The sequence below is a fragment of the Streptomyces sp. NPDC088400 genome (assembly GCF_044753355.1).
Classification (GTDB): domain Bacteria; phylum Actinomycetota; class Actinomycetes; order Streptomycetales; family Streptomycetaceae; genus Streptomyces.
Genome location: NZ_JBIVMZ010000003.1, coordinates 111,835 through 138,221, shown reverse-complemented (window position 1 = coordinate 138,221; position 26,387 = coordinate 111,835). Strand labels below are relative to the sequence as shown.

Here is a 26,387-nt window from a genome sequence, read left to right as displayed (position 1 = left end):
CCGGTGGGCTGGCGGATCGAGGTCGACGGGGGCCGCTGCATGGCGTCGGGCATGTGCGCGGGCATGGCGCCGGAGTACTTCGCCCTGGGTGACGACGATCGCGCCAGGCCGCTCGCCGACAGCGTCGGCCCCGACGAGACCGTGCTCGACGCGGCCGATTCCTGCCCGGCGATGGCCATCACGGTCCTCGACGGGGAACGGGAGATCGGTCCGCGCGGCTGACACCGACGTCACCGACACCGACGTCACCGACACCGACGTGACGGACACCGACACCGACGTCACCGACGTTACGGACACCGGCCGCCGTCCGTACCACAACGGCACCGCCACCCCCGTACCGTGCGGTGGCGGTCAGTTGTCCGACGGAAAAATTCACCGGGCCCGCGAGGCGATCCGGCAACCCGTCACCGCACCGGACCGTCCCTCCCGATCTGCGGGTTTTCCCCGCTCGTAACACGTCCGTCGTCGGAGAACGCGCCGGTGACCTGGAACGATGCGGGATTCCTTCGTTGACGGGTGCCGGAGTGATGATTAGCGTCCCGCTCCATGGCCACCCGAGCTCACGCCGACATGATCGATGAGCTGGACCGCCGCGTCATCGCCGCGCTCCAGCTCAACGGCCGTGCCCCGTGGAGTTCGATCGCCCGGTGGGTGGGTGCCAGCGAGACCACCGCGCAGCGGCGCTACCAGGCGTTGCGCGAGCGCCGGCTGGTCCATGTGGTGGGCGCGCTGGAGCTGGACCGGACACGGGCCGGCTCCTCCATGCTCGTACGGGTGCACGCCCGGCCGGGCAAAGGGCTGGAGCTCGCCGAACTGCTGGCCGAATGCCCGGAGGTACGGTTCCTCGCGGTGGTCACCGGCACGGCCGACCTGATCGTCGACTTCGTCGCGCAGGACAACGAGCAGCTGATGCGGCTGCTCTTCACCGACCTGCCCGGCGCGCACCTGATCACCAGCACCGAGTGTGTCGCCGTCATCCGCACCTTCACCTCCGCGGCGCTGTGGGACACCGGCCTGCTGCCGCGTGAGGCCGCCGCCGATCTGCGGCCCGCCTCGCTGGCCACACCGTTCGACCGCGAGGACTGGGACCAGGCGCCACAAGCGCTCTCCGACCTCGAACACGCCGTCGCGGGAGCCCTCGCACAGGACGGCCGACTGCCCGTCAGCACACTGGCCCGCCGGCTGGAACGCAGCGAGTCCAGTGTGTCGCGTGCCCTGGACCGGCTGGTGGCGCGGGGCACCCTGCACTTCCGCACCCTGGTGGAGCCGGCCCTCCTGGGATACGAGGCCGAGTTCATGGTGTGGCTGTCCATCGAGCCGGACCGGCTCGACGCCGCCGGGCGGCAGCTCGCCCGTCACTCGGGCACCAAGTTCCTGGCCGCCGCCACCGGCCGGTTCAACCTGGTGGGACACATGGTCCTGCCGCGCCGTACCGACCTGTTCCGCTACACCGGCGAGGTCATCGGCGCCCTGCCGGGGCTGAACGCCTCCGACGTCACCGTGCACCTGGCCACCCTCAAGGGCGCCTGGACCCGGCTGGACCAGTTCGACTGAGCGGGCGCCCGCCGGACACCTGTGTCGCACGCCCCCTCACCCTCCACCCCCTCACCCCTTCCTCACGTCCCCGAACCTCCCTGTGGAGAGCCACCATGTCCCAGACCGACCCGAACACGCCCGTCGAGAGCTGGCGCTGGCCGGAGAGCGAGTGGCGACGGCACGTCGACGCGGTGCGCGCCGGGCGGCCACTGCTCCCGGAGCGGTGGCCGGACGGAGCCCGCGTCGCGGTCGCGCTGTCCTTCGACTCCGACCACGAGACCATCCCGCTGCGTGACGGCGAGACCAGCCCCGGGCGTCTCGCCCAGGGGGAGTACGGCGCCCGGGTCGGCGCCCCCAGGGTGCTGGAGCTGCTCGCCGCCCATGGCATCCCCGCGACGTTCTTCATGCCGGCCGTCTCCGCCCTGCTCCACCCCGAGGAAGCACGCTCGTACACCCGCGACGGCCATGAGATCGCCGTCCACGGCTGGATCCACGAGCGCAACACACTGCTCGGCCGGGAGGACGAGAAGGCGTTGGTGCGCCGGGCCCTGGACACACTCACCGACCTCACCGGGCAGCGTCCGGCCGGTATCCGCACCCCGTCCTGGGACTTCTCGGAATCGACCCTCGACACCATCATCGACCTGGGCTTCTCCTACGACTCCTCGCTGATGGCCGACGACGAACCGTACGAGATCCTGGCCGGGGGGCGGCCCACCGGTCTGGTCGAGATCCCCGTCGACTGGATCCGGGACGACGCGCCGTACTTCACCATGGACCGCTACGGCTCGGTCCGCCCGCACAGCCGTCCGCGCGACGTGCTGGAGATCTGGACCGACGAATTCGACGCCGCCTACCGGGCCGGCGGCGTCTTCCAGCTCACCCTCCACCCGCATGTCATCGGCCACCGCTCGCGGATGACCGTGCTGCGCGAACTGCTGGACCACATCGCCGCCCACCCGGACGTCTGGTACGCCACCCACGCCCAACTGGCCGAGGCCGCCCGCACCGCGCTTCGCCACGAATCCCCGGAGCACACGCCATGAGCACCGAGTCCCCCGAGACCGTGGCCGCCACCGCGCCGGCGGCGCACAGGCTGAGCGGCAAGCAGCGCAAGGCCATCGTCGCCGGCACCATCGGCAACACCGTCGAATGGGTCGACTGGGCCCTGTACTCGATCTTCGTCAAGATCATCGCCGATGAGTTCTTCCCGGCCGGCGACGGAGCCGTCGCCCTGCTGTCCACCCTGGCCGTCTTCGCCGTCGGCTTCGTCATGCGGCCCGTCGGCGCCGCCGTGCTCGGCGTCTACGCCGACCGGCACGGGCGCAAGAAGGGCATGACCCTGACCGTCGGCCTGATGGCCGGCGCCGCCTTCGTCATCGCGCTCACCCCGGGCTACGAGTCCATAGGGGTGCTGTCCCCGCTGGTCCTGCTGCTGGCCCGGCTGGTCCAGGGATTCTCCGCGGGCGGTGAGTTCGGCTCCTCCTCGGCGTTCCTCGTGGAGTCCGCCGCCCGCGGCCGGCGCGCGTTCGCCGGATCCTGGCAGCAGGTGTCGGTGGCCGGTGGCGTGCTGATCGCCTCGCTGCTCGGCACCGTCTTCACCTCGACGCTCAGCGACGACGCCCTGCACTCCTGGGGCTGGCGGCTGGCCTTCGTGCTCGGCGGCCTGCTCGGCCTGGTCGGCCTGTGGCTGCGCGTCTCGGTGGAGGACACCGATTCCTTCACCGAGGCCCAGGGGTCGGGACGCACCCGGACCAACCCGCTCAAGGCGATGTTCGTCGAGCACCCGGCCGCTGCCCTCCGGGTCGCGGGTATCACCGTCGCCGGCACGCTGACGTACTACATCTGGGTCAACTACCTTCCCACGTACGCCAATCTCACCACCGGCATCCCGCTCAAGACCGCGCTGCTGTCCCAGACCCTCTGCCTGGTGATCTTCGTCGTCCTGCTGCCGTTCGCGGGCCTCCTGTCCGACCGCCTCGGGCGCAAGCCGACCATGGCGGTGTTCGCCGGCGGCTTCGTGGTGCTGGCCTGGCCGCTGCTGCATCTGATGGGCGACAGCTTCCTCAGTCTGTTCCTGGTGCAGCTGACCGGCATGCTGCTGATCCTCGGCTACTCCGCCAACTGCGCGGTGATCATGGCCGAGCAGTTCCCGCCCGAGGTCCGGGCCACCGGGATCGCCCTGCCGTACGCGCTGGCCGTCGCCGTCTTCGGCGGCACTGCCCCGTACCTCACGACCTGGCTCCACGAGAGCGGCCACAGCGACCTGTTGTGGGTCTACGTCTCGGCCGCGTCGCTGATCTCCCTGCTGGTCTACCTCACCATGCCCGAGACCAAGGACAAGGAGTTCCACTGATGACGCATGTCCTCGTCACCGGCGCCGCCGGTGGCATCGGGCGGGCGATCGCCGAGGAGTTCACCGTCGAGGGGGCCGCCGTCACCCTCGCCGACCGTGACCGCGCGGCCCTGGAGGAGACCGCCGTACGGCTCGGCGGCAGCGCCCACACCGTCGACCTGACCGACCCGGAGGCCCCGGCGGACCTGGTCCACCGGGCCTGGGAGTCCCAGGGACCGGTCGACGTCCTGGTCAACGCGGCCGGCGTCTACCCGTCCCTGGACATGGCCGACCTGCGTGCCGAGGAATGGGACCGGCTCTTCGCCGTCAACCTGCGGGCCCCGGTGCTGGCCACCGCCGCCTTCGCCCGGCTGGCCGTCGAGCACGGCAGGGCAGGCTCGGTGGTCAACATCTCCTCGGGCTCCGCGCTGCGGGCCCGCCCGGGCGGCGGACCGTACGCCAGTTCCAAGGCCGCGCTGGAGATGGCCACGCGTGCCGCCGCCCTGGAACTGGGCGCGCACGGCATCCGGGTCAACGCCGTCAGCCCCGGCTTCGTCCCGGTCGACAGCGACTGCAACCCGGTCTCCGAGGAGTACGCGGCGGCGATCGGCGCCAACCCCCTCGGCCGGCCCGGCACCCCTCGCGACATCGCCCGCGCGGTCCGCTGGATCGCCGGCGGCGACGCCTCCTGGATCACCGGCGAGATCCTGCGGGTGGACGGCGGCTCCAGCACCGGCGCCCTCCACCTGCCCCGGATCTGGCCCCCGGACGGCCACGACCGGAACGGATCGCCCGCGCCGGGCGGCCCGGACACACCGCACGCGCACCGCACCCCCCACCGACCGGCCGACGCCGCGGAAGGACACCCCGTATGAGCGACATGCGCGACGACACCTACACGGTGGTAGGAGCCGGAGCCATCGGCGGCACCCTCGCCTTCAGCCTGGCCAGGGCCGGCCACCGGGTGCGCGTCATCGACGCCGACGGGGCGCACGTGGCCGCGATCCGCGCCCATGGCCTGACCGTCGCCCGGGGTGAGCACCGCGAGAGCGTGCCCGTCGAGGCCGCCACCCCCGACGAGTTCGACGGCACCGTCCACCGCGTCCTGCTGGCCGTCAAGGCCCAGGCCACCGACACGGCGCTGAGCTGGATCGCCCCCCGGCTGGCACCGGACGGCTGGGTCGTCTCGGTCCAGAACGGTTTCAACGAGGACCTGATAGCCCGGCGGATCGGACCGGAACGCACCGTCGCGGCCTTCGTCAACATCTTCGCCGATGTGATCGAGCCCGGTGTGATCCTCGACGGTGGCGCCGGAGCCCTGGTGGTCGGCGAGCGGGGCGGCGCGCCCGTCTCCGCGCGGGTCCGCGGTCTCGTGGACGACCTGCGGAGCTGGGGGCCGGCCGTGGCCAGCGACAATGTCGAGGGCTATCTGTGGGCCAAGGCCGGATTCGGAGCCATGCTGGCGGCCACCGCGCTGGCCGACGCGCCGATGGCCGAGCTGATCGACCGGCACGGCCCCGCGATGGACGCGGTGGCCGCCGAAGTCTTCGACGTGGCCGACACGTCGGGCATCAGACTGGAGGCGTTCGACGCCTTCGAACCCGAGGCGTTCCGGCGCGGCGCCGACCCCGAAGCCCGCCGCGCCGCCACCGGCCGGCTCACCGCCTGGCTGCGCACCCAGTCCAAGGACCGCAGCGGGATCTGGCGGGATCTGGCCGTACGGCGCCGGCCGGTCGAGGTGACCACGCACTACGCCGACGTCTTCGAGCTGGCGGGCCGTCATGGGGTCGCCACTCCGGTACTGCGGGCCGTGATCGACGGCCTGCGGGAGCTGGAGCGCGACCCGGAGCTGATGGCGGAGTCGCGCCTGGACGCGCTGGACCGGCTGGCGGGACCGGCCGCCGTGCCCTCCGCCGCACCGTCCGTCCCGGATTCCGACGACGTGCGGCCCGACGCCGCATCCGTACAGGCCGATGCCGTACAAGCCGATGCCGTACGGGCCTGGCTGGCCGCCCGCCAGGAGGAGATGGTCCGCGACCTGGGCCGGTACACCTCCCAGGAGAGCGCCAGCGACGACCCCCGGGCGCTGGCCGCCTGCCTGTCCTGGCTGCGGGACTGGCTCGACGACGCGCTGGGCACCGCGTACACGGAGGAGGTGCTGGAGCGCGAGCAGGGCGGTGACATCCTGGTCCGCCGCTACGCCGGGACCGGGGAGCGCCCCGTCCTGCTGCTCGGCCACTACGACACCGTATGGCCCACCGGCACACTGGCCGAGTGGCCCTTCCAGCGCGACGGTGACCGGATCACCGGGCCCGGCGTCTTCGACATGAAGGCGGGCCTGGTACAGGGGGTATGGGCGTTGCGTGCCCTGGACGCCCTCGGGCTGCCCCGCCCGGCCTGCACACTCATGCTCAACGGGGACGAGGAGACCGGCAGCCTCGCCTCCAGCGACGCCATCGTCGCCGAGGCCCGTGACAGCCGCGCCACCCTGGTCTTCGAAGCCGCCGCCGACGGCGCCATCAAGACCGCGCGCAAGGGCGTCGGCCTGTTCACCGTCACGGTCACCGGGCAGGAGGCACACGCGGGCCTCGATCCCACGGCCGGCGCCAGCGCGGTGGAGGAACTGGCCCACCAGATCCTGCGGTTGGGCGCGCTCCGAGACCTGGAGGCGGGCACCTCGGTGAACGTCGGTGTGATCGAGGGCGGCACCCGCAGCAATGTCACGGCGGGGCGGGCCGTCGGCCGTCTCGACATCAGGGTCGCCACCGCCGCCGAACAGGCCCGGGTCGGCGCGGCCCTGGCCGCGCTGCGGCCGGTCGATCCCCGCACCTCGGTCGAGGTGACCGGAGGATGGAACCGCCCGGTCTTCGAACGCACTCCGGAAGTCGCCGAGTTGGCGGACCTGGCACGCGGCTGCGCGGCCCTGCTGGGGTACGAACTGCGCGAGACCGCCGTGGGCGGCGCCAGCGACGGCAACTTCGTCGTCGCCGCAGGCCTCCCGGTGCTGGACGGCATCGGCGCGATGGGGTCCGGCGCGCACGCCCGCTCCGAACACACCACCGTCACCGGCATGGTGGAGCGCGCCGCGCTGACCGCCGTGATCCTGGGCGCGCTGGCCCGCGGCTGACCGCCCAAGGCCGTCGCCCTCACAGGACCCTGTGGGGGCGACGGCCTTGGGGCCGGAATTCACTACGCTGTGCGAGGGGAGCGCATGTCCGCCAGTGTCTATGACCGGAGTTGTCGAAGCGCTTCGATCCCCCTATGGACAGGTCATAGTCGTGCCACTTAACCTCGAAGGCACATGCGTCGAAGCGCTTCACCGACGGGCGCTTCACCGATGGTCTGCCTTGGAGAGCTGAATGGTCACCCTCGCCGATGTCGCTCAGCATGCCGGAGTCTCCGCCAGCACCGTGAGCTACGTCCTGAGCGGCAAGAGGTCCATCTCCACCTCCACCCGCGCACGCGTCGAGCGCAGTATCGAGCAGCTCGGCTACCACCCCAACGCCGGGGCCCGCGCGCTGGCCAGCAGCCGGTCGAACGTCATCGCGCTCATGATGCCGCTGCGCACCGACATGTACGTACCGGTGATGATGGAGATCGCCATCGCCGTCGCCACCACAGCCCGCACCTTCGGCTACGACGTCCTGCTGCTGACCGGCGAGGAGGGGCCGACGGCCGTGCGCCGGATCGAGGGCAGCGCGCTCGCGGACGCGATGATCCTGATGGACGTCGAGCTGCACGACGACCGGTTGCCGCCGCTGCGGGAGGCGCACCGGCCCGCGGTCCTGATCGGACTGCCCGCCGACACGGGCGGACTCAGTTGCGTGGACCTCGACTTCGCCGCGGCCGGCGCGCTGTGCGCGGATCATCTGGCCGGGCTCGGCCACCGGGAGATAGCCGTCATCGGCGAGGCGCCCGGCGTGTACGAGCGGCTCACCGGATTCGCCGAGCGCACCCTCAGCGGGTTGCGGGAGCGCAGTCAGGAACTCGGCCTGCGGCTGTTGCACCGTCCCTGCGAGGGCAGTTACGCCGCCGTCTCCGCCACCGTCGGCCGGATCTTCGACGAACGCCCCGGCACCACCGCCTTCGTCGTCCAGAACGAGGCCGCCACCGACCCGCTGCTGGCCCTGCTGCGCCAGCAGCGCCGGGCCGTTCCCGAGGACGTCTCGGTGGTCGCGATCTGCCCCGATCAGGTGGCCGTCCATGCCTCCGTCCCGCTCACCTCGGTCGCCGTCCCGGCCCAGGAGATGGGGCGGCACGCGGTCGAGCAGGTGGTCGCCAAGCTCGCCGGGCGCGGTACGGACGAGGTAGTGCTGCTGAAGCCGGAGCTGACCGTACGGGAGAGCGCGGGCCCCCGGGCCGTGCCCGGGGACCCGCTGTCCTGAGACCGTGTCAGGCTCCGATCCGGACCGGCCGACGTCAGCTGCCCGAGACGGAGAAGCTGTTCGTCGTGAAGTTCAGCCCGCCGGAGGACGAGGTGACCTCGTAGCCGAACTGGACGTCACCGATGGTCTCGTTGCCCCACCAGCCCTTGGTGTCCTTGATCCACTTGAGGATCGGCAGGATGTCCACCGTGCCGGAGCTGGAGTCCGACGTGCGCAGGAACGAGAAGACCTCGTTGCTGCCGTTGGTCCCCTTGTAGACGGTCCAGGTGTGGCCACCGAGCGTCGCCGTCCCCTGCGCGGTGCCGAGCGGGCCGACGGCTCCGTTGTAGTTCACCCAGAGCATGACCTCGTAGTCGTAGTCGCTGTCCCAGATGTCGTACGAGGTGTTGTAGGCACCCGCCGACGGCACGGTGACGTTGTAGCTGCTCCTGAGCGACGACAGGGAGTTGAGGGGCTTTCCGATCACCTTCTTGGCGTTGGGGTACGACTTGATGCCTCCGGTGTTCGGGTGGTTGGCCCACACGCCCCAGTTCGACGAGGAGTTGGCCCAGATGGTCTGGGAGCCCGCGCCCGAACCCCAGATGTTGTTGTAGAGGGTGTAGCCGTCGGAGGTGTTGTACGTGCCCCACTGGTCCGACGAGGTCCAGACGGCGGCCTGGGCGGGGGCGGCGGCGAAGCCGACGAGTGCGGCGAACGCGGCCGCGGGGGCGAGCAGCAGTCCGGTGAGGGTGCGACGTGCCATGGTGTCCCTTCCATGGGTGGGGGAGATACCGCCGCCCCGGGTGAGGCGGCGGCCCCGCCGGACAGGGCCGAGGGGCCGACCGGATCGTGGACCGGTCGGACCGTGGGGGGATCCGGCGGAGGTCTGGGGCGCCTTCCTGCGCTGCGCGTGCACGGGGGCGCGGGTCCGAGGGGCATGCGTCAGGAGGGCATGCGTCAGGAAGGTGTGCGTCAGGAAGGTGTGCGTGCCCGCAGGAGGGCCACACCGTGGCGCTCCAGCTCGACCGAGCCGTCCACGCACCGCTTGCCGAGCAGGTCCTGATGGCGTCCGGCGACCGGGACGGTGACGCTCTTCGCGCCGTGGTTGAGGAGGAAGAGCAGCTCGCCGCGGCGTACCGCCTCCACCCCCTCCGGCAGTCCCTCCAGCACCGGCCGGGCACCCGCGTCGCGCGCCACCCGGGCCAGCAGCGCCCGCAGTGCCGCCGGCTCGGGCAGCGTCGAGACGTACCACGCGCGGCCGTTGCGTACGATCGCCGGGAGCCCGGTCAGCTCCCCGCTCCCGTACGAGGCGACGGTCCCGCCCGTCGACACCTCCAGCTCCTCGGACCACAGGGTGGCGCTGAATCCGTCGCACTCCACGGTCTCGTCCGCGTCGAGCGGCCACCACTCGTGGACCGTACGGATGCCGAACAGCTCGCGCAGCCGCGCGTCCATACCGCCCGCGCGCACCCGGTCGTCCTGGTCCGCGACGCCGGTCAGGAAGCCGGACACGAGCGTGCCCCCGTCCCGTACGTACCGGACGAGGTTGTCGATCGCGGTGTCGTTCAGCAGGTACAGGTGTGGCACGACCACCAGCCGGTACGCGCTCAGATCGTGGTCGGGACGGGCGAAGGCCGTGGGGAGGTTCGACTCCCACAGGGCGCGGTGCCAGGACCGTACGATCTCCGGGTAGTCGACGTGAGCGGAGAGCCGGCCGTCCTGCTGGTCTGCCCACCAGGAGTCCCAGTCGTGCAGGATCGCGATCTCGCTCCGTACCTCGGTGCCTTCCAGGAGCGGTCCCAGCAGGGCGAGTTCGGACCCGATCCGCTTGATCTCCTGGAAGGTGCGGCCCTGTTCGCCCGCGTGGCTGAGCATGCCGGAGTGGAACTTCTCGGCGCCCTGCCGCGACTGGCGCCACTGGAAGTAACAGATGGCGTCGGCGCCGTGGGCGACCGACTGGAGGGACCAGAGGCGGTTGAGGCCACGGGGCTTGGGATGGTTGACGCCCCGCCAGTTGACCGGTCCGGCGGCCTGCTCCAGCAGCGCCCACGGGCCCCGCGCCTGGGAGCGTGTCATGTCGCCGAGCATCGCGTTGTACTGGCCGCCGTGCGGGTCCCTCGGGTCCGGATAGATGTCGACGGAGACGACATCCTCGTGCTCCGCCCACTTCCAGGCGTCCTGGCCGGACCAGAGCGGCATGAAATTGCTGGTCACAGGGATCCGCGGAGTGTGCCGGGCGACGATGTCCCGCTCGGCCACGTAACACTCCAGCAGCGCGTCGGACGTGAAGCGCCGGAAGTCCAGCACCTGGGCCGGGTTCTTCATGTACTGGGCGCGGCGCGGCGGGATGATCTCGTCCCAGGTGTCGTAGTGCTGACTCCAGAAGGCGGTGCCCCACGCCTCGTTGAGCGCGTCGAGGGTGCCGTGCCGCGTGCGCAGCCAGGTCCGGAAGTGGCGTGCCGTCTCGTCGCACCAGCAGTGGGTGCAGTACTCGTTGTTGATGTGCCACATGCGCAGCGCCGGATGGCCCCCGTACCGCGCCGCGAGATCCTCGGTGAGGGCGGCCGCGTAGCCGCGGTAGACCGGTGAACTGGGGCAGAACTGCTGGCGCGAGCCCCACCACACCGTCCGGCCGTCCTCGTCGCGCGGCAGGGTCTCCGGGTGGCGCGAGCCCATCCAGGGCGGCGGGGAGCAGGTCGGGGTGGCCAGCACCACCCCGATGCCGTTCAGTTGCATCAGATCCATCAGCCGGTCCAGCCAGCCGAAGTCCCGTGCCCCGGGCCGGGGTTCGATCCTGGCCCAGGAGAAGACCCCCAGGGTGACGGAGTTGACGCCGGCCTCCTTCATCAGCCGTACGTCCTCGAGCCAGGTCTCCTCCGGCCACTGCTCGGGGTTGTAGTCGCCGCCGAAGAGGATGCGGCCACGTGTGGAGTCGTGCAGGGAAGGCATCAGGCGGGGTCTCCGTACTGGATGCCACGGCCGTTGGTGCCCAGGTACACGCGGCCGTGGACTCGGGGGTCGCCGGTGATCGTCTCGCCGGTCCACCCCCATTGATGGGTGTCGTCGTTGATCCGGGTCCAGCTCGCCCCGGTGTCGTCGGAGCGGTACACACCGACGAAGTTCTCCGTCGCGCCGGTCTGGAAGATCGCCGGATAGCCGGTCGCCGTCGCGGACTTGCCGAAGCCGAGGGCGTACGAGCCCCAGCAACTGGTCACCTTGGTGAAGGAAGTGCCTCCGTCGGTGGACCGGTACAGGCCGTTCCACTTGGCCGAGAGCCAGAGATCCCCCGTCCGACCCGGGGCCGCGGCGATGCGGAACTGGATGTCACCGGCGGGCAGCCCGCTCGCGCCCTTCACGAACGTCGCGCCCGCGTCCGTGGACCGGTACACGGCGCCGCCGTCCGTGTCGTACACGTAGAACCGCGTGCGGTCCACGGGGTCGGCGACCGGCACCGCGCCCTTGGGGAACGTGGGCACCTCACGCCAGGTGGCACCGCTGTCGGTGGAGCGGAAGCCGGGGTGTTTCGTGCCGTCCCAGTGGATGAACGACCACAGCAGGGCGGTGCCGTCGGCGTTCACCGCGATCGGTCCGGGAGCGGTCGACGCGATCGCGGGCTGCGTGGCGAAGGGGCGCCAGCTCTTGCCACCGTCGGCCGAGAGCGCGCCGTTCCCCTGGTCGCCCCAGCCGGCCCGCGCGACAACGGCGGGCTTCAGCGCGGCCATCGCCAGGCCGGTCGCCGAGCCGAAGACCGGATTCGAGGCCATGCCCCGGGACGGGGAGGCGGTGAGTGTGTCGTGGTACATCACCCCGATGTCGCCCAGGCCGCTGAGGAGTTGGGCGCCCCCGGCGGGAGGCGCGATCAACTGCCGTACCGCCGACTCCTCCAGACCCCGGATCTGCGGCGCCCAGTGCACCAGGTCGCGGGTGCCGAAGAGCGTCGCGCCGGTCCCGTACACCAGATGCCTGGAGTCGTACGGATCGATGCCGACGGCCTGGATCCACCAGCCGAACTTGGGTGCGGAACCACCCCAGTTGAGATACGGCGTCTCCCGGACGTCCAGCACCGCCGTGTCCTTGAGAGAGGTCCAGCTCCGGCCGCCGTCGGTGGACCGGTAGAGCGTGTCGACCGGGCCCCAGCGGTTGTTGGTGGTGACGACGACCGTGCCGGCGACCAGGGCGTCGACCGCCACGCCCCCGTAGCCGAAGGCGTCGCCGCCCGAGGGTTTGACGGGGGTCACATCAGTCCACACCCCGGTGGCGGTGTCGAGCCGGTGGACGGCCCCGTCCGTCTGGTTGTTGGGCCCCGGCGTGTTGGCGTAGGTGACGTACAGGGAGCGGGTGTTGGCGTCGAAAGCCGCGCGGACCGGCACGCGCGTGGCGGCGGCGGACGGCTGGCCGGGAACGGGTTCCCATGTGACGCCGTCCCTCGTCCGGTAGAGGGCGCTGCCGCCGTCGCCCCAGCCGGCGTAGACGACACGTTCGGCGGCCACGAGGAAGGTGATGCCCTGGCCGCTCGCGTTCGCCGCGGCGGGGAAGGGCGCGGTGGCCCAGGTCGCCCCCTGGTCCGTGGACTTGAGCAGTCCGTCGTGCCGGGTACCGAGATACAGGACGGCGCTGTCGCGCGGGTCGACGAGCAGCCGCTCGCCCGTGCCCCGGCCGTCCTCGTTGCCGCCGAGCTTCACGGAGAGGCCGGTACGGCTCCAGGTGGCGCCCCGGTCCGCCGAGCGCAGCACGGCCCCGTTGCCCGCCCAGGACTGCGCATACGCGCCGAGAGCGAGATACAGCCGGTTGGTGTTGGCCGGATCGACGGCCATGGCCTCGACACCGAGCAGGTTGTAGTCGTCCCAGCCGAGGTGGTCGGTGAGCGCCGTCCAGCGCTGGGCCGTGTCGTCCCAGCGGTAGGCGCCGCCGATGTCGGTACGGGCGTAGGCGAGCCCCTTCACCTTGGGGTGGAAGAGCACCCCGGTGATGAACCCGGTGCCGCCGATGGCGGCGGTCCGCCAGGTGTACGCCTGCGCCGCCGCCCGGTCGGTGGGCCGGGGTGCGTGGGCGGACCGCGGCGCGGCGAGCGCGGACGGGCCGGTCAGGGCGACGGCCGCGGCCGCCCCTGAGGCTCCGGCGAGCACCGTACGTCTGCTGGGGCCCTGGATCGGGTCGGACATGACGTCACCTTCCGTCGGTGGGGGAGTGCGAGCGGGGGTGGCACCCGTGGCGCGGTGGTTCACCCCTTGACCGCGCCGGTGAGCATGCCTTTTCGGAAGTGCTTCTGGACGAACGGCGAGGCGATCGCGACGGGCAGGAGCGCCATGACCATGACCGCCATCTGGACAGAGAGGGGGGACAGCTGGCCGGTCTTGATCTGCTGGCCGAGGCCCGTCGGCGGCTGCTGCTTCTGCACCAGTTGGATCATGACGTTCTGCAGCGGCATCATGTTCTGGTCCGTGAGGTAGATCGACGCGTTGAACCAGGCGCTCCAGTAACCGACCGCGTAGAACAGCGCGATCACCGCGATCACCGCACGCGAGAGCGGCATGACGATCCCCCAGAGGATCCGCAGGTCTCCCGCGCCGTCGATCCGTGCGCTGTCGACGAGTTCCTGGGAGATGTTCATGAAGAACGAACGCAGGACCAGGATGTTGAAGACGCTCACCGCGCTCGGCAGGATCAGCGCCAGATAGCTGTCGGTCAGCCCGAGCGCCTGCACCAGGAGATACGTGGGGATCAGCCCGGCGCCGAAGAACAGGGTGGCCAGCAGCGTCATCAGGATCCAGCGGTGCCCGAGCGAGCCCGTACGGGAGAGTCCGTACGCGCACAGCACGGACACCACCATGCTGAACAGCGTCCCCACGAGGGTCACCCCCAGGCTGACCAGGGCGGCGCGCTGCACCTGTCCGCCGCCGAGCAGTTCCTGGTAGGCGACGAAGGTGATGTCCCTGGGCACGACCACCAGTCCGCCGGCCGCCTGGATGGTCTGCCGTGACGACAGGCTGGTGACGATCACGATCCAGAGCGGGAAGAGGATCACGAGACACGCGGCGGAGAGGGCGATCGCCTTGCCGGCGAGACCGGTTCTGGTGGGTGCCTCCTCCCAGACCGGGCGGGGCGGGGCGGCCCAGCGGGGGCGCGGGCGCCCCGGCTTCCCCGCGCCGGCGTGCGCGCCGGTGCGCGTCGCGGCATCGGTGTCGGTGGAGGCGTCGGTGGCCGTGTCCGTGGCGCTCATTTTTTGTATACCCCCTGCTCGCCCATGAGGTGGGCCACCTTGTTGGCGGTGAGGACCAGGCCCAGACCGATGACGCCCTTGATCAGACCGGCCGCCGCCGCGTAGCTGAAGTCCTGGTTCCGGATGCCCGTCCACCACACGAAGGTGTCCAGCACCTCCGCCGCGTCCCGTCCCACCGCGTCGCGCTGGAGCAGGATCTGCTCGAAGCCGACGGTCAGCGCGTCGCCGACCCGCAGCACCAGCAGCAGGGCGATCACCGGACGCAGAGCGGGGAGCGTGACATGCCACATCCGGCGCCAGCGGCCCGCCCCGTCCATGGCCGCGGCCTCGTACAGCTCGTTGTTGACCGAGGAGAGCGCCGCGAGGAAGACGATGATGCCCCACCCGGCGTCCTTCCATACGCCCTCGGCCGTCAGCAGGAACTTGAAGACTCCCGGGTCGGTCATCAGGTCGAAGCCCTCGACGCCGTGCTGCCGCAGCGTCTGCGCGATGATGCCCGCGCCGCCGAAGATCTGCTGGAAGACGGTGACGACCAGCACCCAGGAGAAGAAGTGGGGCAGGTACATGACGGCCTGCGCCACCGCGCGCACCCGGGGCCTGATCACACTGTTGATCAGCAGCGCGAACACGATCGGAACCGGGAAGAAGAGCACCAGTTGGAGGAAGAACAGCACGAGGGTGTTCCGCACAGCGGCCCAGAACGCGGAGTCGGCGAAGATCCGCTCGAACTGGTCGAACCCGATCCAGGGGCTTTCCAGCATGGCGACGAACCCGTTCTCACTGAGATACGGGTCGTAGTCCTGGAAGGCCACCACATTGCCGAGGACCGGTATGTAGGCGAAGACCAGGACCAGCAGCACCGCCGGAACCGTCATCAGGAGCAGCGTCCGGTCCCGGCGCAGCCGGATCCTCAGACTCAGCTTCGGCGCCCGCTTCCCGTCCGGGGTCCGGCGTCCGGCCCTCGCCCGGTGCGTCTCCCCCCGCGGGGGCTCCCCGGGGACGGCACCTGCTGGAGCGCCCCCGCCTTCGGGGCCGCCCTCCGGCGCGGTCCGCGCGTCCGGCACTGCGCTGTGCGGCACGTGAACTCCTTGCGTCGTGCGTCGTTCGGTGCGTCGTTCGGTGCGTCGAAGTACGTCGGCCCGTGTCGTACGTCGGCCCGTGTCGTACGTCAGCTCGCGGCGGACCCGGAGGAGTCGAGCAGCTTCTTGTACCAGTCGCGCAGGTCGTCGCCGCCCCCGCGCTTCCAGTCGGAGACGGCCCGCTGCACGTCACTCAGCTTTTTCCGGCCGCGGATGACGTCGTCCTCCAACTGCTCGAAATCGTTGGCCAGATTGGTCCAGCGGTTGGGTTCGGTGATGGTCAGCCCGTAGAACGCGGTCTTCTTGGTGAAGGCCCCCATCCGCTGCTGCCACTCCACCTGGGCCCTGGCGATCTCGGGAAGGTCGGGGTGGGCGATGTACGCGGTCGGGTCGCCGGTGTAGTCGAACGCGCCGATGATCTCCTGGTTGCCGCGGTCGTTCTTGACGGGCAGTCCCTTGCGCATCGTGTAGTGCGTGCCCTCGACGCCGTAGTCGGTGAGCATGCGCTCCTTGGTGCCGTACGGAGCGGCGGTGAAGTTCGAGATGGCCAGGAAGTCCCTGACGAGCTTCTCGGACGAGCCCTTCTTGACGAACGCCCAGATGTTCGCGGGTTGTACGGCATGGAGCTCCGGGTCTCCGCCCGCATGGCCGGAGATGTCCATCGCGGCTATCCGGAAGTCGCCCTTCCCGGCTTGCTCAGCCGTCTTGGCGTACCAGTCGACGAGATTCTGGTTGTAGATCAGGACCTCACCGGCGGTGAAGCGGTTGCCCGCGTCGCCCTGAACCGCCACGGCGTCGGGGTGGACGACGCCGGCCGCGTACAGCTTGCGGGTCCACTCCAGGGCTTCGAGATACTCGGCGGTCTCGACGCGGTTGACCAGCTTGCCGTCGGCCAGGTCCCACCACAGGGCCTTGTCGTCGCCCGGCAGGACGCCGAACATGTTGAAGGCGGTCCACTTCAGGTCGTCGCAGGCCCAGACCTTCGCCCTGGCGCTGGTCATCTCCTTGGCCAGCGCCAGGAGTTCGGTGGCGCTCCCGGGGAGTTCGTAGCCCTTCTTGTCGAAGATGTCCTTGCGGTAGAAGGGCGCGATGCTCGTGACGTACGAGGTGGGCATCGGGATACCGCGGAGCGCGCCGCCGAAGATGGAGCGCTGCCAGGCGTCGGTCGGAACGGCCGCCAGATTCGGGAAGTCCTTGACCTTGTCGCCGGAGAGATACGGTCCGAGGTCCTCGAACTTGGCGTTGACGGCGCTGGGAATCTTCCCGGAGAGGTTCCAGCCGGGCAGGATCACCACATCGGGGATGTCACTGGAGGCGAGCACGGCCCCCAGCTTCTCGTCATAGGTGTTCCCGTCCTGGTTCTGCCAGACGGCCTTGACACCTATCGCCTCGTTCATGGCGGTGTAGTAGGGGTTCGTACCGCTCGGCGGAGTCCCCCAGAACATCGACATGATCCTGATGGTGCTGCCCTTGCCGAGCTTCTCGGGTACGGACGTCCGGAGGTCCGCCGCGGCGATCGCCTTGGTGAATCCGGCCGCGGAGCCGTTCTTGGCGGGGATGTCGGGGGACACGACGGTCTGTGCCACGAAGGCCGGGAGGATCTTCCGCGCGTCCTTCCCGGAGGTGGTGCCCTCCTTCTTGCCGCTCTGCCCGCCGCCACAGGCGGTGAGCAGCGGCGCCCCGCCCGCCACCGCGGCGGCGGCCACCGCCGTGGAGGCGAGAAAGCTTCTCCGGCTCGGGGCGGAGGAGGAGTTCTGCGTCATTGCATCAACCCTTCGTGGCGCGCCAGGACACCCGGCGGGAGTCCGCCGGTCGGCCGCGGTGTCATCAGTGGAACTGGCGTAACTGGCTGATCTGAGGCGGGCGTCGGAGAAGAACGGCCACCGGCTGCCTCGCCCTGAGTCGAAGCGCTTCGATGTTGCTGCGAGGTTAAGTGAACGCTTCCGGAGGCACAAGAGTCGATCCCAAGATTTCCCCATCACCCGGGCGACGTCCTGAACGTCCTCAACAGACCGTAAACAACACATTGTTGCCGGAGCCAGAACGGTGGCCGGTTGCTCCGGTACGTCTTGACACCCGCGCACGGGACCCAGAGCATCGAAGCGCTTCGAAAGCTCTTCGACAGCTCCCGGCCCGCACTTATCCAGGGAGAACCGCCCGTGACCGCAGACCAGCCGCCCTTCCGTGACCCGCGGCTTTCCCCCAGCGAACGCGTCGACGACCTGCTCGCGCGGCTGACACTCGACGAAAAGACCGCCATGCTGCACCAGTTCGCGCCGGCGGTGGAGAGACTCGGCGTCGCGTCGTTCCGTACGGGGCAGGAGGCGCTGCACGGCGTGGCCTGGATGGGACCGGCGACGGTGTTCCCTCAGGCCGTCGGGCTCGGCGCGACCTGGAACGAGGACCTGGTACGGCAGGTCGGCGAGGCCGTGTCCTGCGAGGTACGGGCGATGCGCGCACGGGACGACCGGGTCGGTCTCAACGTCTGGGCGCCGACGGTCAATCTGCTGCGCCACCCGCTGTGGGGGCGCAACGAGGAGGGCTACTCGGAGGACCCCGCGCTCACCGCGGCCACGGCCGTCGCCTACACCAGAGGCCTGCGGGGCGACCACCCCGCGTACTGGCGCACCGCGCCGGTGCTCAAACACTGGCTGGCGCACAACAACGAGACGGACCGGGCCACCACGTCCTCCTCGGTCCGTCCCCGCGTCCTGCACGAATACGATCTGCGGGCCTTCCGCGCGGCCGTCGAAGCGGGCGCCGTGGCCGGCGTCATGCCCGCGTACAACCTGGTCAACGGGCGCCCCAACCATCTCTCGCCCTATCTGGGCGAGCACCTGCGCGGCTGGACCGACCGGGAGCTGCTCGTCTGCTCCGACGCGGGCGCGCCCAGCAACCTGGTGGACTCCGAGGCCTACTTCGACACCCACGAGGAGGCCACCGCGGCGTCGCTGCGCGCGGGGGTCGACAGCTTCACCGATCACGGCACCGACGCGTCCGTCATGACCGGCCGGATCCGCGGGGCCCTGGAGCGGGGGCTGATCGCCGAGAGCGACATCGACACGGCGGTACGGCGTCAGCTGGCGGTGCGTTTCTCGCTCGGCGAGTTCGATCCGGAGCTCGACCCGTACGGGGACGTCAAGGACTTCGACACCGCCAGGCACCGGGCGCTCGCCCAGGAGGCCGCCGAGCAGGCCGTCGTCCTGCTCAAGAACGACGGCGTGCTGCCGATCGCCGCCGGCCGGCGGGTCGCGGTCGTCGGACTGCTCGCCGACGAGTGCAAACTCGACTGGTACAGCGGGACGTTGATCCACCGTTCCACCCCGCTCGACGGGCTGCGCGAACGGTTCGGGGCCGGGCAGATCACCTTCGCCGAAGGCGTGGACCGGGTGAAGCTGCGGGCCGCGTCGGGCGGCTGGCTGCATGTCCCCGAGTCCGACGCGGCGGCCGAGGCGCGCGGCGCGCAGGGCGCGCTCGACCCGGCCCTGCTCGCGGGCCGTACCGATCTGCCCCCGCTGACCTGCGAGGAGGACGCCACCGAACTCGCCCTGATCGACTGGGGCGACGGGCTGATCACGCTGCGCGCGCCGGACGGCCGCTACCTGTCGGTCGCGGAGGACGGTTACGTACGCGCCTCCGCGGATCAGCCCGGGGGCTGGGTGGTGGGGGAGACCTTCCGGTTCGAAGGGCAGGGGGGCAGGACGGGACAACTTGAGGGTGGGACGGGACAACTTGGGGATGAGACGGGACGACATGAGGGGGGACAGCTCCTCGTACACGCGGGCACCGGCCGGTATGTCTCAGTCGCCGCCGACGGCGTAAAGGTTGCCGATCAGGGCGAACGGTTCGAGATCGTCGTCGTGGAGCGCGGCGAGGACGCGGTGGCCCGTGCCGCCGCCGACGCCGACCTGGTCGTCGTCGTGGCGGGCAACGACCCCCACATCAACGGCCGGGAGACCGAGGACCGCCGCACCCTGGCCCTGCCGGACCAGCAGGATCGGCTGTGGCGGGCAGCCCACGCGGCCAACCCGCGCACCGTGCTGGTGATGGCCTCCGCCTATCCGTACGCCGTGCCGGACGCGCACGACCGGCTCCCGGCGCTGCTGTGGACCGCGCACGGCGGCCAGGCGGCGGGCACCGCGCTGGCCCGGGTGCTGGCGGGCGACGTGTCACCGGCGGGGCGTCTGCCGCAGACCTGGTACGCGGCCGACACGGACCTGCCCGATCCACTCGACTACGACATCATCGGATCGCGCCAGACCTACCTCTACTTCGACGGCACACCGCTCTACGCCTTCGGCCATGGACTCTCGTACACGACCTTCGCGTACGACGGCCTGGTGGTGGAGACGACCGTCGAACCCGCCGGTCCCGCCGATCCTGATTCCGATTCCGGTGATCCCGCTGATCCCACCGAATCCGTGGTCCCCGAGGAGTGTGTGCGGGCGCGTGTCACCGTCACCAACACCGGCACGTCGGCGGCAGACGAGGTGGTGCAGCTCTACGTCCGCGAGGCGCTGCCGCGCGTCCCGCGTCCGCACCGGCAGCTTGTCGGTCACACGCGCGTCCATCTCGCTCCGGGGGAGTCCCGGGACGTCGAACTGACCGTACGGTTGACGGAACTCGGCCACTACGACGTGGCACACGGCCACTGGACCGTGCCGGGCGGGGAGTACGTCTTCGAGGCGGCGGCCTCCAGCGCGGACATCCGCCGGTCCGTCGGCTGCGCGATCCCGGGAGACGCCCCGCGCGCCCGGTCCGTACGTACGGACGGCCTGGCCGCCGCCTGCTACGACGAACAGACCGGCACCGAGATCGTCGACCTGACCAAGGTGTCCGGCGACGCGGTGACCCCGGTCGGTCAGACCGGCGAACTGGTCTTCCGTGACTGCGACTTCGGGGACTCGGTGGTCGGTGTCACCGTCGAGGCGGCGGGCGCGGGATCGGTCGACCTCTCGCTGCCGGGAGGCAAGCCGGTCGCCGTACTCGATGTCCCGGCGACCGGGGGACCGTACGACTACACCACCGTCCGCGCCAGGGTCCTGCTCTCCGGCGTTCGGGACCTGCACGTCACACTGCGCGGGCCGGTGCGGCTCGCGCGCATCGACTTCTCCGGCTGAGAGCCCGGAGAAGAGGGCCCGGCACCGCCGCCTCCCGGTGCCGGGCCGGTACCCATTCACGCTGACGAACCGTCAGCGAAGGCTCAGCCGGTACGTCAGCGGTGAGCGGCCCGTGATGAGTACGCGGATGCCGTCCGGGGTGAGCGAGCCGCCGAGCCAGGTGTAGCGCTCGCCGGGGTCGACGACCGGGGGCTGTCTGCCGCCCTTGCCGTTGCCGGGGCCGAACACGATCCGGTCGTCGCCGACGGTGTAAGTGGCTTCGCCGCTGACCAGTTGGTACGTGTCCGTGGCGCCGGCGACGGGCTCCAGGCCGTCCCCCGTCAGTCTGCCGCCACGGCGGAAGCACAACTCCAGGGCCAGCGGAACCTCGGACCCCGACACCTCGAAGGACAGGTCCCAGCCGCCGTCCGCCGTCTCCCGCAGCAGGATCTCCGTACGGAGATCGCGGTACTCCTTCGGGCGGTGCGGGAAGTCCATCGACGACCAGAAGCGACCGTCGTTCGTGAGCGGATACAGGCCGTCGCGCCTGCGGTGCCGGCGCGGCAGCGGCTGATGGAACGCGGCGCGCACATCGGCGCGCAGCCGCCAGCCGTCACCGTCGCGCTCCAGGGACTCGGAGCGGAAGTGACCGAGGGAGAAGAACTGCGGGGACAGCCGCAACGAGTCCAGGATCGCCGCGCCCTTGCGCATCTTGAAGAACGTCGGATTGGTGGACAGCCCCGAGGAGATGGCGTGCAGTTCCGGGAGGTCCGTACCGCCGAAGATGGTCGCGGTGCGCTCGCCGCGCCGGACGCGCACCAGTCGGCAACTGTCGTCGTGGTGCTCGAAATCGGTGGGGAATGAGGTGATGTCGGGCAGCGGGCGGGCCAGTTCCGGGCGGTCGAGCACCTCGGCGAGCCGGTCGCCCAGCGGCGTCTCGCCGAAGGTCTGCCCGGCCCCGCGCTCGCGCAGCAGCGCGGCCACCGCGGCGAACCGCCCGTCACCGTAGCGGATCGCCAACTCCCGGTACTGCATCAGGAATTCGGGCATGTAGCGCAGTGCGGTCTGGTCCTGACGGCGCGAATGGACGCTCTCCAGCTCGCCGTTGGGCTCGGTGACGTAGAGGGACCCGGTGAGGTTGTCCCGTACGTTCGCGTACAGGTCCGCCCGGCCGTAGTGGCGGGCGATCGTCAGCAGTGCCGGGTTGGTCACGACCCCCGAGTAGGTGGGGCTGCGCTCGCTGTACTCGCCGCCCGCCAGCTGGTCGATGCCCTCCGCGAGCCAGGCGTCGATGCGTCGCGCGTACGACGGATCGGGCCATCGGCGGTGGATCCGGGCGAGCGCCGCGCACACCAGCCAGCGGTGGTTCGCGGTGTGCACACCTCCGGTCGCGAGGCCGGGGCCCGCCTTGCGGAGGATGCGCCCGATCGTGGCCCGCAGCCTCTCGGTGGGCGGATGGGCATCCTCCGTGAGCAGGCTGTGGGCCATGTTCAGGTCCACGATGGAGAAGGCGGTGTCCGGCGGTGAGTGGACCGCGCCCTGGTCCCACAGGCCGTCGTCGTACTGCTCCTCCGCCAGGGCGTCCGCGAGCTGACCGAGGGGCGCGAGCAGGGATCGCCGGTGGTGGTGGGCCGATCCGCCGTGTACGTAGACGGAGACGAGGGTGCGCACCGAGCGGGCGGCGGCGCGGGCCTTGCACTGGTCGCGCAGCTCGGTGAGATTGCCGGTGACGCCGTCGAGGACGGCCGGCACGCGCGCGTCGGCGGCCGTGGTGAGGAACGTGACGAAGTCGTCGTCCACCTGGTGCTCCGAGCCGGAGCCATCGGCTGCCTCGGCCGTGCCCCGGGCCGTGGTCGCGGCGATGGAGGCCGTTCCGGCGGTGCCTGCGAGAAAGGTTCTGCGGGCTATCACACGCTCTCCCGGTGCTTGTCGTAGGTGCGGCTCTGGTCGGACGCGCCGGGTGCGCCAGGGGTGGCCGCCGCTCCGGACGCGCGGTTCCGTACATCGACGGCCGTGAGCGCGAGCGCGAGCGGACCCGGTGCCACGAAGGCGAGCGGCACCATCATCCAGGCGCACAGCACGGCTGCCGCGAGGGCGAGCAGCACCAGCCCACTGCCGCCCATGTCCCGCAGGGCGTCCCGGGCCGCGTACCGCAGCGCCGTACGCCAGTCGGTGAGTGATTCGGGGCGCCCGCAGGAGCGCGCCCCCACGACCAGGGCGTACGCCCCGATCACCGCGGCGGCCACCGCGAAGACCCGTGCCCCGGGCAGCCCGGCCCCGGCGAGCGCAGCGTCCGCCACGAGCAGGAGCACACCGGTCAGTGCGACGAGCCCCGCGGCGAGGTCGCCGGGGCGCAGCCGCTGCCGCAGCAGGGCGAAATACCGTACGGCGGTGGCCGGTCGGCCCTCTCCCGCCCCGCGCAGCACCGCGCAGGCGGTGGAGAGCGCCGCCGGGACGGTGACCAGCGGCAGACAGGCCATCGCCGTCACCACCCCGACGCTCAGCACATCCGCGAACAGGGTCATCCGCGGCCCGAACATCTCGCCCGCCTCGCGGGCCTGTTCCCGGCTCATCCCTTGATCCCGGAGTTGGCCATGCCCTCGACCAGGAACCGCTGGAAGGCCAGGAAGAACAGCACGATCGGCAGCAGCGCGATCACCGACATCGCGAACATCGGGCCGAACGCCGACTGGCTGGAGGCGTCCACGAACGACCGCAGCGCCAGCGTCAGGGTGAACTTCTCCGGCGAGAACAGGTAGATCAGCTGGGTGAAGAAGTCGTTCCAGGTCCAGATGAAGGTGAAGATCGCGGTGGTGATCAGCGCGGGCCGGATGAGCGGCAGGATGATGAGCAGGAAACTGCGGAAGGGACCGCAGCCGTCGATCCGGGCCGACTCCTCCAGCTCACGCGGCAGGCCACGCATGAACTGCACGATGAGGAAGACGAAGAAGGCCTCGGTGGCCAGGAACTTCGGCAGGATCAGCGGCCAGTAGGTGTTCACCATGCCGAGCTGGTTGAAGATGATGTACTGCGGGATCAGCACGGCGTGGTGCGGCAGCATGATGGTCGCGATCATGAAGCCGAACAGCGGCCCCCGGAAGCGGAAGCGCAGCCGGGCGAAGGCGTAGGCCGCCAGCGAGCAGCTCAGTACGTTGCCGAGGACCGCACCGCCCGCGATCAGCAGCGAGTTGCCGAGCAGCCGCCAGATCGACACGTCGTTCACACCGTCGAGGGCGGTCGTGTAGTTCGACCACTCCAGATGGCTGGGCAGCAGATTCAGGCTGGCGATCACCTCGTCGGCGGGCTTGAGCGAGGTGGCCAGCAGCCAGCCGAGCGGATAGAGCATCACCAGCAGCGCGGCCAGAGAGCCGGCGTGCAGAGCGATACGGCGTCGGTCGACACCCTTGCGCGAGGCTCCGGTCGCGGGAGGGGGAGCGGTGGGGTTCGTGGTGGGCAGGGTGGTGGTCATCGTGCCTCCTCGCCGGCGTAGAAGACCCAGGAGCGGGAGGTACGGAAGAGCACCGCGGTGACGGCGCCGATGACGAGCAGCAACACCCAGGCCATGGCGGACGCGTAGCCCATGTGGGACGCGACGAAACCGCGGTCGTAGAGGTAGAGCGTGTAGAAGAGGGTGGAGTCGGCGGGCCCGCCCTTGCCCGCGCTGACCGCGAAGGCGGGCGTGAAGACCTGGAACGACTGGATGGTCTGGAGCACCAGGTTGAAGAAGAGGACGGGGGACAGCATCGGCAGGGTGATGGAGAGGAACTGCCGCCTCCGGCTCGCCCCGTCCACCGCCGCGGCCTCGTACAGCTCGGCGGGAATCTGCTGCAGACCGGCCAGGAAGATCACCATGGGGGCGCCGAACTGCCACACCGTCAGCAGGGCCACCGCGACCAGCGCCCAGCCGGGCCGGGTGACCCAGCCGCCCGTGCCCAGCAGCTTGTCGACCGTACCGCCGTCGTTGAAGATCGCCCGCCAGACGAGGGCGATGGACATGGACGCGCCGAGCAGCGAGGGCGCGTAGAACGCGGACCGGTAGAAACCCCTGCCGCGCCGCATCGACTTCAGCGCGAGCGCGACGGCCAGCGCGAGCGCCAGCTGGAGGGGCACGGCGATGACGACATACGTCAGCGTCGCGCCCACCGACCGCCAGTAGCGGGGGTCCTCGGTGAACATCTGCGCGTAATTGCGCAGCCCCACCCACTTCGGGGCGTTGAACATGTCGTAGTCGGTGAACGACAGATACAGCGACACGGCCATCGGCAGCAGTGTCAGTACGGTCGCGCCGAGCACCCAGGGGGAGAGGAACACCCACGCCGCGCCCTCGCGCCGGCGCCTGCCGGGCTTCTTCGGGGGTGCCGGCCGCCCGGTGCGGGCGCTGGTCACGGGTATGTCGGTGGTGGTCATCTACCTCAGCTCCGCCTTCGCCTCGGTGACGTAGTCCTCGGCCGCCTCGCGGGGCGACATCCGCTCGAACGACACCTGGTCGTAGTCACGGCTGAAGGTGGTCTGCAACGCGTTGTCGCCCGAAGGCGGCGCCTGCGGAGGGGACTTGAGGCTCTTCTCCAGGGAGTCCTGGTAATCGGCGATGGTCTTGTCGAAGGCCTCAAGACCGGGGACCACATCGTTACGGATCGACTCGTTGACCGGGATGCCGCGGCTCGCGCCGAGGATCTTCGCCGCCTCCGGATCGTTGATCAGGAAGTCGATGAGCCGGGCCGACTCCTCGGGGTGCGCCGTGGTGGCCGCCGCGCCGACGAACATCGACGGCTTGAAGTACTGGCCCGGCGTACCGTCTTTCCCGGACGGCATCGGCGCCAGCTTCACGCTGTCCCCGACCAGCGCGAGGAAACCGCTGGACGGGGCGTCCCAGTTGAGGTCCGAGACGGCCTTGGCGCGTCCGAGCGGGGTGTTCTCCACCGAGCCGTCGAGCTGTGTCGTCTGCTCGGCGGCGGAGACCGCGCCCTCACGCCGTAGCCCGTCGGCAAAGGTCCACCAGCGGGTCAGGTCGTCGGCCGTGAAGCCGAGCCCGCCGCCCCTCGGGTAGAGGGACTTGCCCTGGCCGCGCAGCCACACCTCGAAGGCGTCCTCGCTCTGGCCGGGGTCGACGGAACCGGCCTTCCCGGTCTTCCGCTTCAGCTCGCGCATGGAATCCGCCCACTCGTCCCAGGTCCAGCCCGCGCGCGGGAGCGCGACCCCGGAGGCCTTCCACTCCTCGGCGTCGTACACCACGGTCTCGGTGCCCCGGGCCATCGGGATCGCGTACTGCGTACCGTCCAGCTTTCCGGTGGCGAGCAGCCCGGCGTCGATCTCGTCCGTGCGCAGCGACTTCGACTGTCCGCCGAGGTCGAGCAGGACCCCGCCGGACGCGTACTGGTCGATCTGCCGGTAGTCGAGCTGCATCACATCGGGCGCGTCACCGCCGGCCGCCTGGGTGGCGAGCTTCTGCTTGTACGCGTCGTAGCCGGCGAACGACGTCTGTACGTCGATCTCCGGGTGCTCCTTCTCGAACAGCGCGACGGCCTTCTCGGTACGGGCCGCCCGGTCGGGATTTCCCCACCAGGTGTAGCGCAGTGTGGCCTTGCCGTCGACGCTCGCACTGCCGGAACCGCCGCAGGCGGTCAGCAGCGCACTGAGCGCGAGGGTCGTGAGGAGCGCCCAGGACCTCGTTGTCCTGTCTGCGGGCATTCTGAACTCCCGTCGTGTCTATATGAGTTGACAGTTGTGACGCGTTGTTGATCCCCGCCGGGA

At 70.6% G+C, this 26,387-nt stretch carries 19 protein-coding genes; 8 read left to right on the top strand and 11 right to left on the bottom strand.

Going from position 1 to position 26,387, the window contains the following annotated elements; all coding sequences use genetic code 11:
* The first annotated feature begins 3 nt into the window (after positions 1 to 3).
* From ACIQD6_RS08695 to ACIQD6_RS08665, 7 genes are all read left to right on the top strand, one after another.
* The gene (locus tag ACIQD6_RS08695; RefSeq protein ID WP_401879901.1) at positions 4 to 222 is read left to right on the top strand and encodes a ferredoxin; all 219 of its coding nucleotides are present in this window, start codon (positions 4 to 6) and stop codon (positions 220 to 222) included.
* 351 nt (positions 223 to 573) lie between these two features.
* Complete coding sequence (locus ACIQD6_RS08690) at positions 574 to 1,557, top strand: Lrp/AsnC family transcriptional regulator (protein ID WP_401880750.1); 984 nt, start codon at positions 574 to 576, stop codon at positions 1,555 to 1,557.
* A 95-nt stretch (positions 1,558 to 1,652) separates the two neighbouring features.
* Positions 1,653 to 2,585, top strand: a complete 933-nt coding sequence (locus ACIQD6_RS08685) for a polysaccharide deacetylase (RefSeq protein ID WP_401879898.1) — start codon at positions 1,653 to 1,655, stop codon at positions 2,583 to 2,585.
* On the top strand, positions 2,582 to 3,895 hold the full coding sequence (locus tag ACIQD6_RS08680; RefSeq protein ID WP_401879895.1) for an MFS transporter: 1,314 nt from the start codon (positions 2,582 to 2,584) through the stop codon (positions 3,893 to 3,895). The genes ACIQD6_RS08685 and ACIQD6_RS08680 overlap by 4 nt, the downstream gene beginning before the upstream one ends.
* On the top strand, positions 3,895 to 4,749 hold the full coding sequence (locus ACIQD6_RS08675; protein WP_401879893.1) for an SDR family NAD(P)-dependent oxidoreductase: 855 nt from the start codon (positions 3,895 to 3,897) through the stop codon (positions 4,747 to 4,749). The genes ACIQD6_RS08680 and ACIQD6_RS08675 overlap by 1 nt, the downstream gene beginning before the upstream one ends.
* 5 nt (positions 4,750 to 4,754) lie before the next feature.
* A complete protein-coding gene (locus ACIQD6_RS08670; protein WP_401880748.1) occupies positions 4,755 to 7,001 on the top strand; it encodes a 2-dehydropantoate 2-reductase in 2,247 nt (748 codons plus the stop codon).
* A 232-nt stretch (positions 7,002 to 7,233) separates the two neighbouring features.
* Entirely contained in the window at positions 7,234 to 8,259 is a 1,026-nt protein-coding gene (locus ACIQD6_RS08665) for a LacI family DNA-binding transcriptional regulator (protein ID WP_401879890.1), read from the top strand.
* Positions 8,260 to 8,293: 34 nt separating this feature from the next.
* Here the strand turns inward: ACIQD6_RS08665 and ACIQD6_RS08660 are convergent, their stop codons facing one another.
* The 6 genes from ACIQD6_RS08660 to ACIQD6_RS08635 form a co-directional block, all read right to left on the bottom strand.
* Positions 8,294 to 9,001 (bottom strand): hypothetical protein, encoded by a 708-nt coding sequence (locus ACIQD6_RS08660; RefSeq protein ID WP_401879887.1) that lies wholly within the window; start codon positions 8,999 to 9,001, stop codon positions 8,294 to 8,296.
* Positions 9,002 to 9,210: 209 nt separating this feature from the next.
* On the bottom strand, positions 9,211 to 11,187 hold the full coding sequence (locus ACIQD6_RS08655) for a beta-galactosidase (protein WP_401879885.1): 1,977 nt from the start codon (positions 11,185 to 11,187) through the stop codon (positions 9,211 to 9,213).
* The gene (locus ACIQD6_RS08650; protein WP_401879883.1) at positions 11,187 to 13,400 is read right to left on the bottom strand and encodes a WD40/YVTN/BNR-like repeat-containing protein; all 2,214 of its coding nucleotides are present in this window, start codon (positions 13,398 to 13,400) and stop codon (positions 11,187 to 11,189) included. Before ACIQD6_RS08650 ends, ACIQD6_RS08655 begins: the two co-directional genes overlap by 1 nt.
* 59 nt (positions 13,401 to 13,459) lie before the next feature.
* Complete coding sequence (locus tag ACIQD6_RS08645; protein WP_401879880.1) at positions 13,460 to 14,458, bottom strand: carbohydrate ABC transporter permease; 999 nt, start codon at positions 14,456 to 14,458, stop codon at positions 13,460 to 13,462.
* Positions 14,455 to 15,537 carry an ABC transporter permease gene (locus ACIQD6_RS08640; protein ID WP_401879877.1) on the bottom strand — a complete coding sequence of 361 codons (1,083 nt, stop codon included), beginning with the start codon at positions 15,535 to 15,537 and terminating at the stop codon, positions 14,455 to 14,457. The genes ACIQD6_RS08645 and ACIQD6_RS08640 overlap by 4 nt, the downstream gene beginning before the upstream one ends.
* Before the next feature lie 89 nt (positions 15,538 to 15,626).
* Positions 15,627 to 17,300 carry an extracellular solute-binding protein gene (locus ACIQD6_RS08635; protein WP_401879874.1) on the bottom strand — a complete coding sequence of 558 codons (1,674 nt, stop codon included), beginning with the start codon at positions 17,298 to 17,300 and terminating at the stop codon, positions 15,627 to 15,629.
* A gap of 396 nt (positions 17,301 to 17,696) precedes the next feature.
* Between ACIQD6_RS08635 and ACIQD6_RS08630 the strand changes: the two genes are divergently transcribed.
* Positions 17,697 to 20,657: a glycoside hydrolase family 3 C-terminal domain-containing protein gene (locus tag ACIQD6_RS08630; RefSeq protein WP_401879871.1), complete on the top strand. Its 2,961-nt coding sequence runs from the start codon at positions 17,697 to 17,699 to the stop codon at positions 20,655 to 20,657.
* A gap of 72 nt (positions 20,658 to 20,729) precedes the next feature.
* On the opposite strand, the gene ACIQD6_RS08625 is transcribed toward ACIQD6_RS08630, so the two are convergent.
* From ACIQD6_RS08625 to ACIQD6_RS08605, 5 genes are all read right to left on the bottom strand, one after another.
* Positions 20,730 to 22,547 (bottom strand): hypothetical protein, encoded by a 1,818-nt coding sequence (locus ACIQD6_RS08625; protein ID WP_401879868.1) that lies wholly within the window; start codon positions 22,545 to 22,547, stop codon positions 20,730 to 20,732.
* Positions 22,544 to 23,209 (bottom strand): hypothetical protein, encoded by a 666-nt coding sequence (locus ACIQD6_RS08620; protein WP_401879865.1) that lies wholly within the window; start codon positions 23,207 to 23,209, stop codon positions 22,544 to 22,546. Before ACIQD6_RS08620 ends, ACIQD6_RS08625 begins: the two co-directional genes overlap by 4 nt.
* On the bottom strand, positions 23,206 to 23,982 hold the full coding sequence (locus tag ACIQD6_RS08615; protein ID WP_401880746.1) for a carbohydrate ABC transporter permease: 777 nt from the start codon (positions 23,980 to 23,982) through the stop codon (positions 23,206 to 23,208). Before ACIQD6_RS08615 ends, ACIQD6_RS08620 begins: the two co-directional genes overlap by 4 nt.
* 119 nt (positions 23,983 to 24,101) lie before the next feature.
* A complete protein-coding gene (locus tag ACIQD6_RS08610; RefSeq protein WP_401879862.1) occupies positions 24,102 to 25,043 on the bottom strand; it encodes a carbohydrate ABC transporter permease in 942 nt (313 codons plus the stop codon).
* Positions 25,044 to 26,324, bottom strand: a complete 1,281-nt coding sequence (locus ACIQD6_RS08605; RefSeq protein ID WP_401879859.1) for an ABC transporter substrate-binding protein — start codon at positions 26,322 to 26,324, stop codon at positions 25,044 to 25,046.
* Between the last annotated feature and the right edge of the window lie 63 nt (positions 26,325 to 26,387).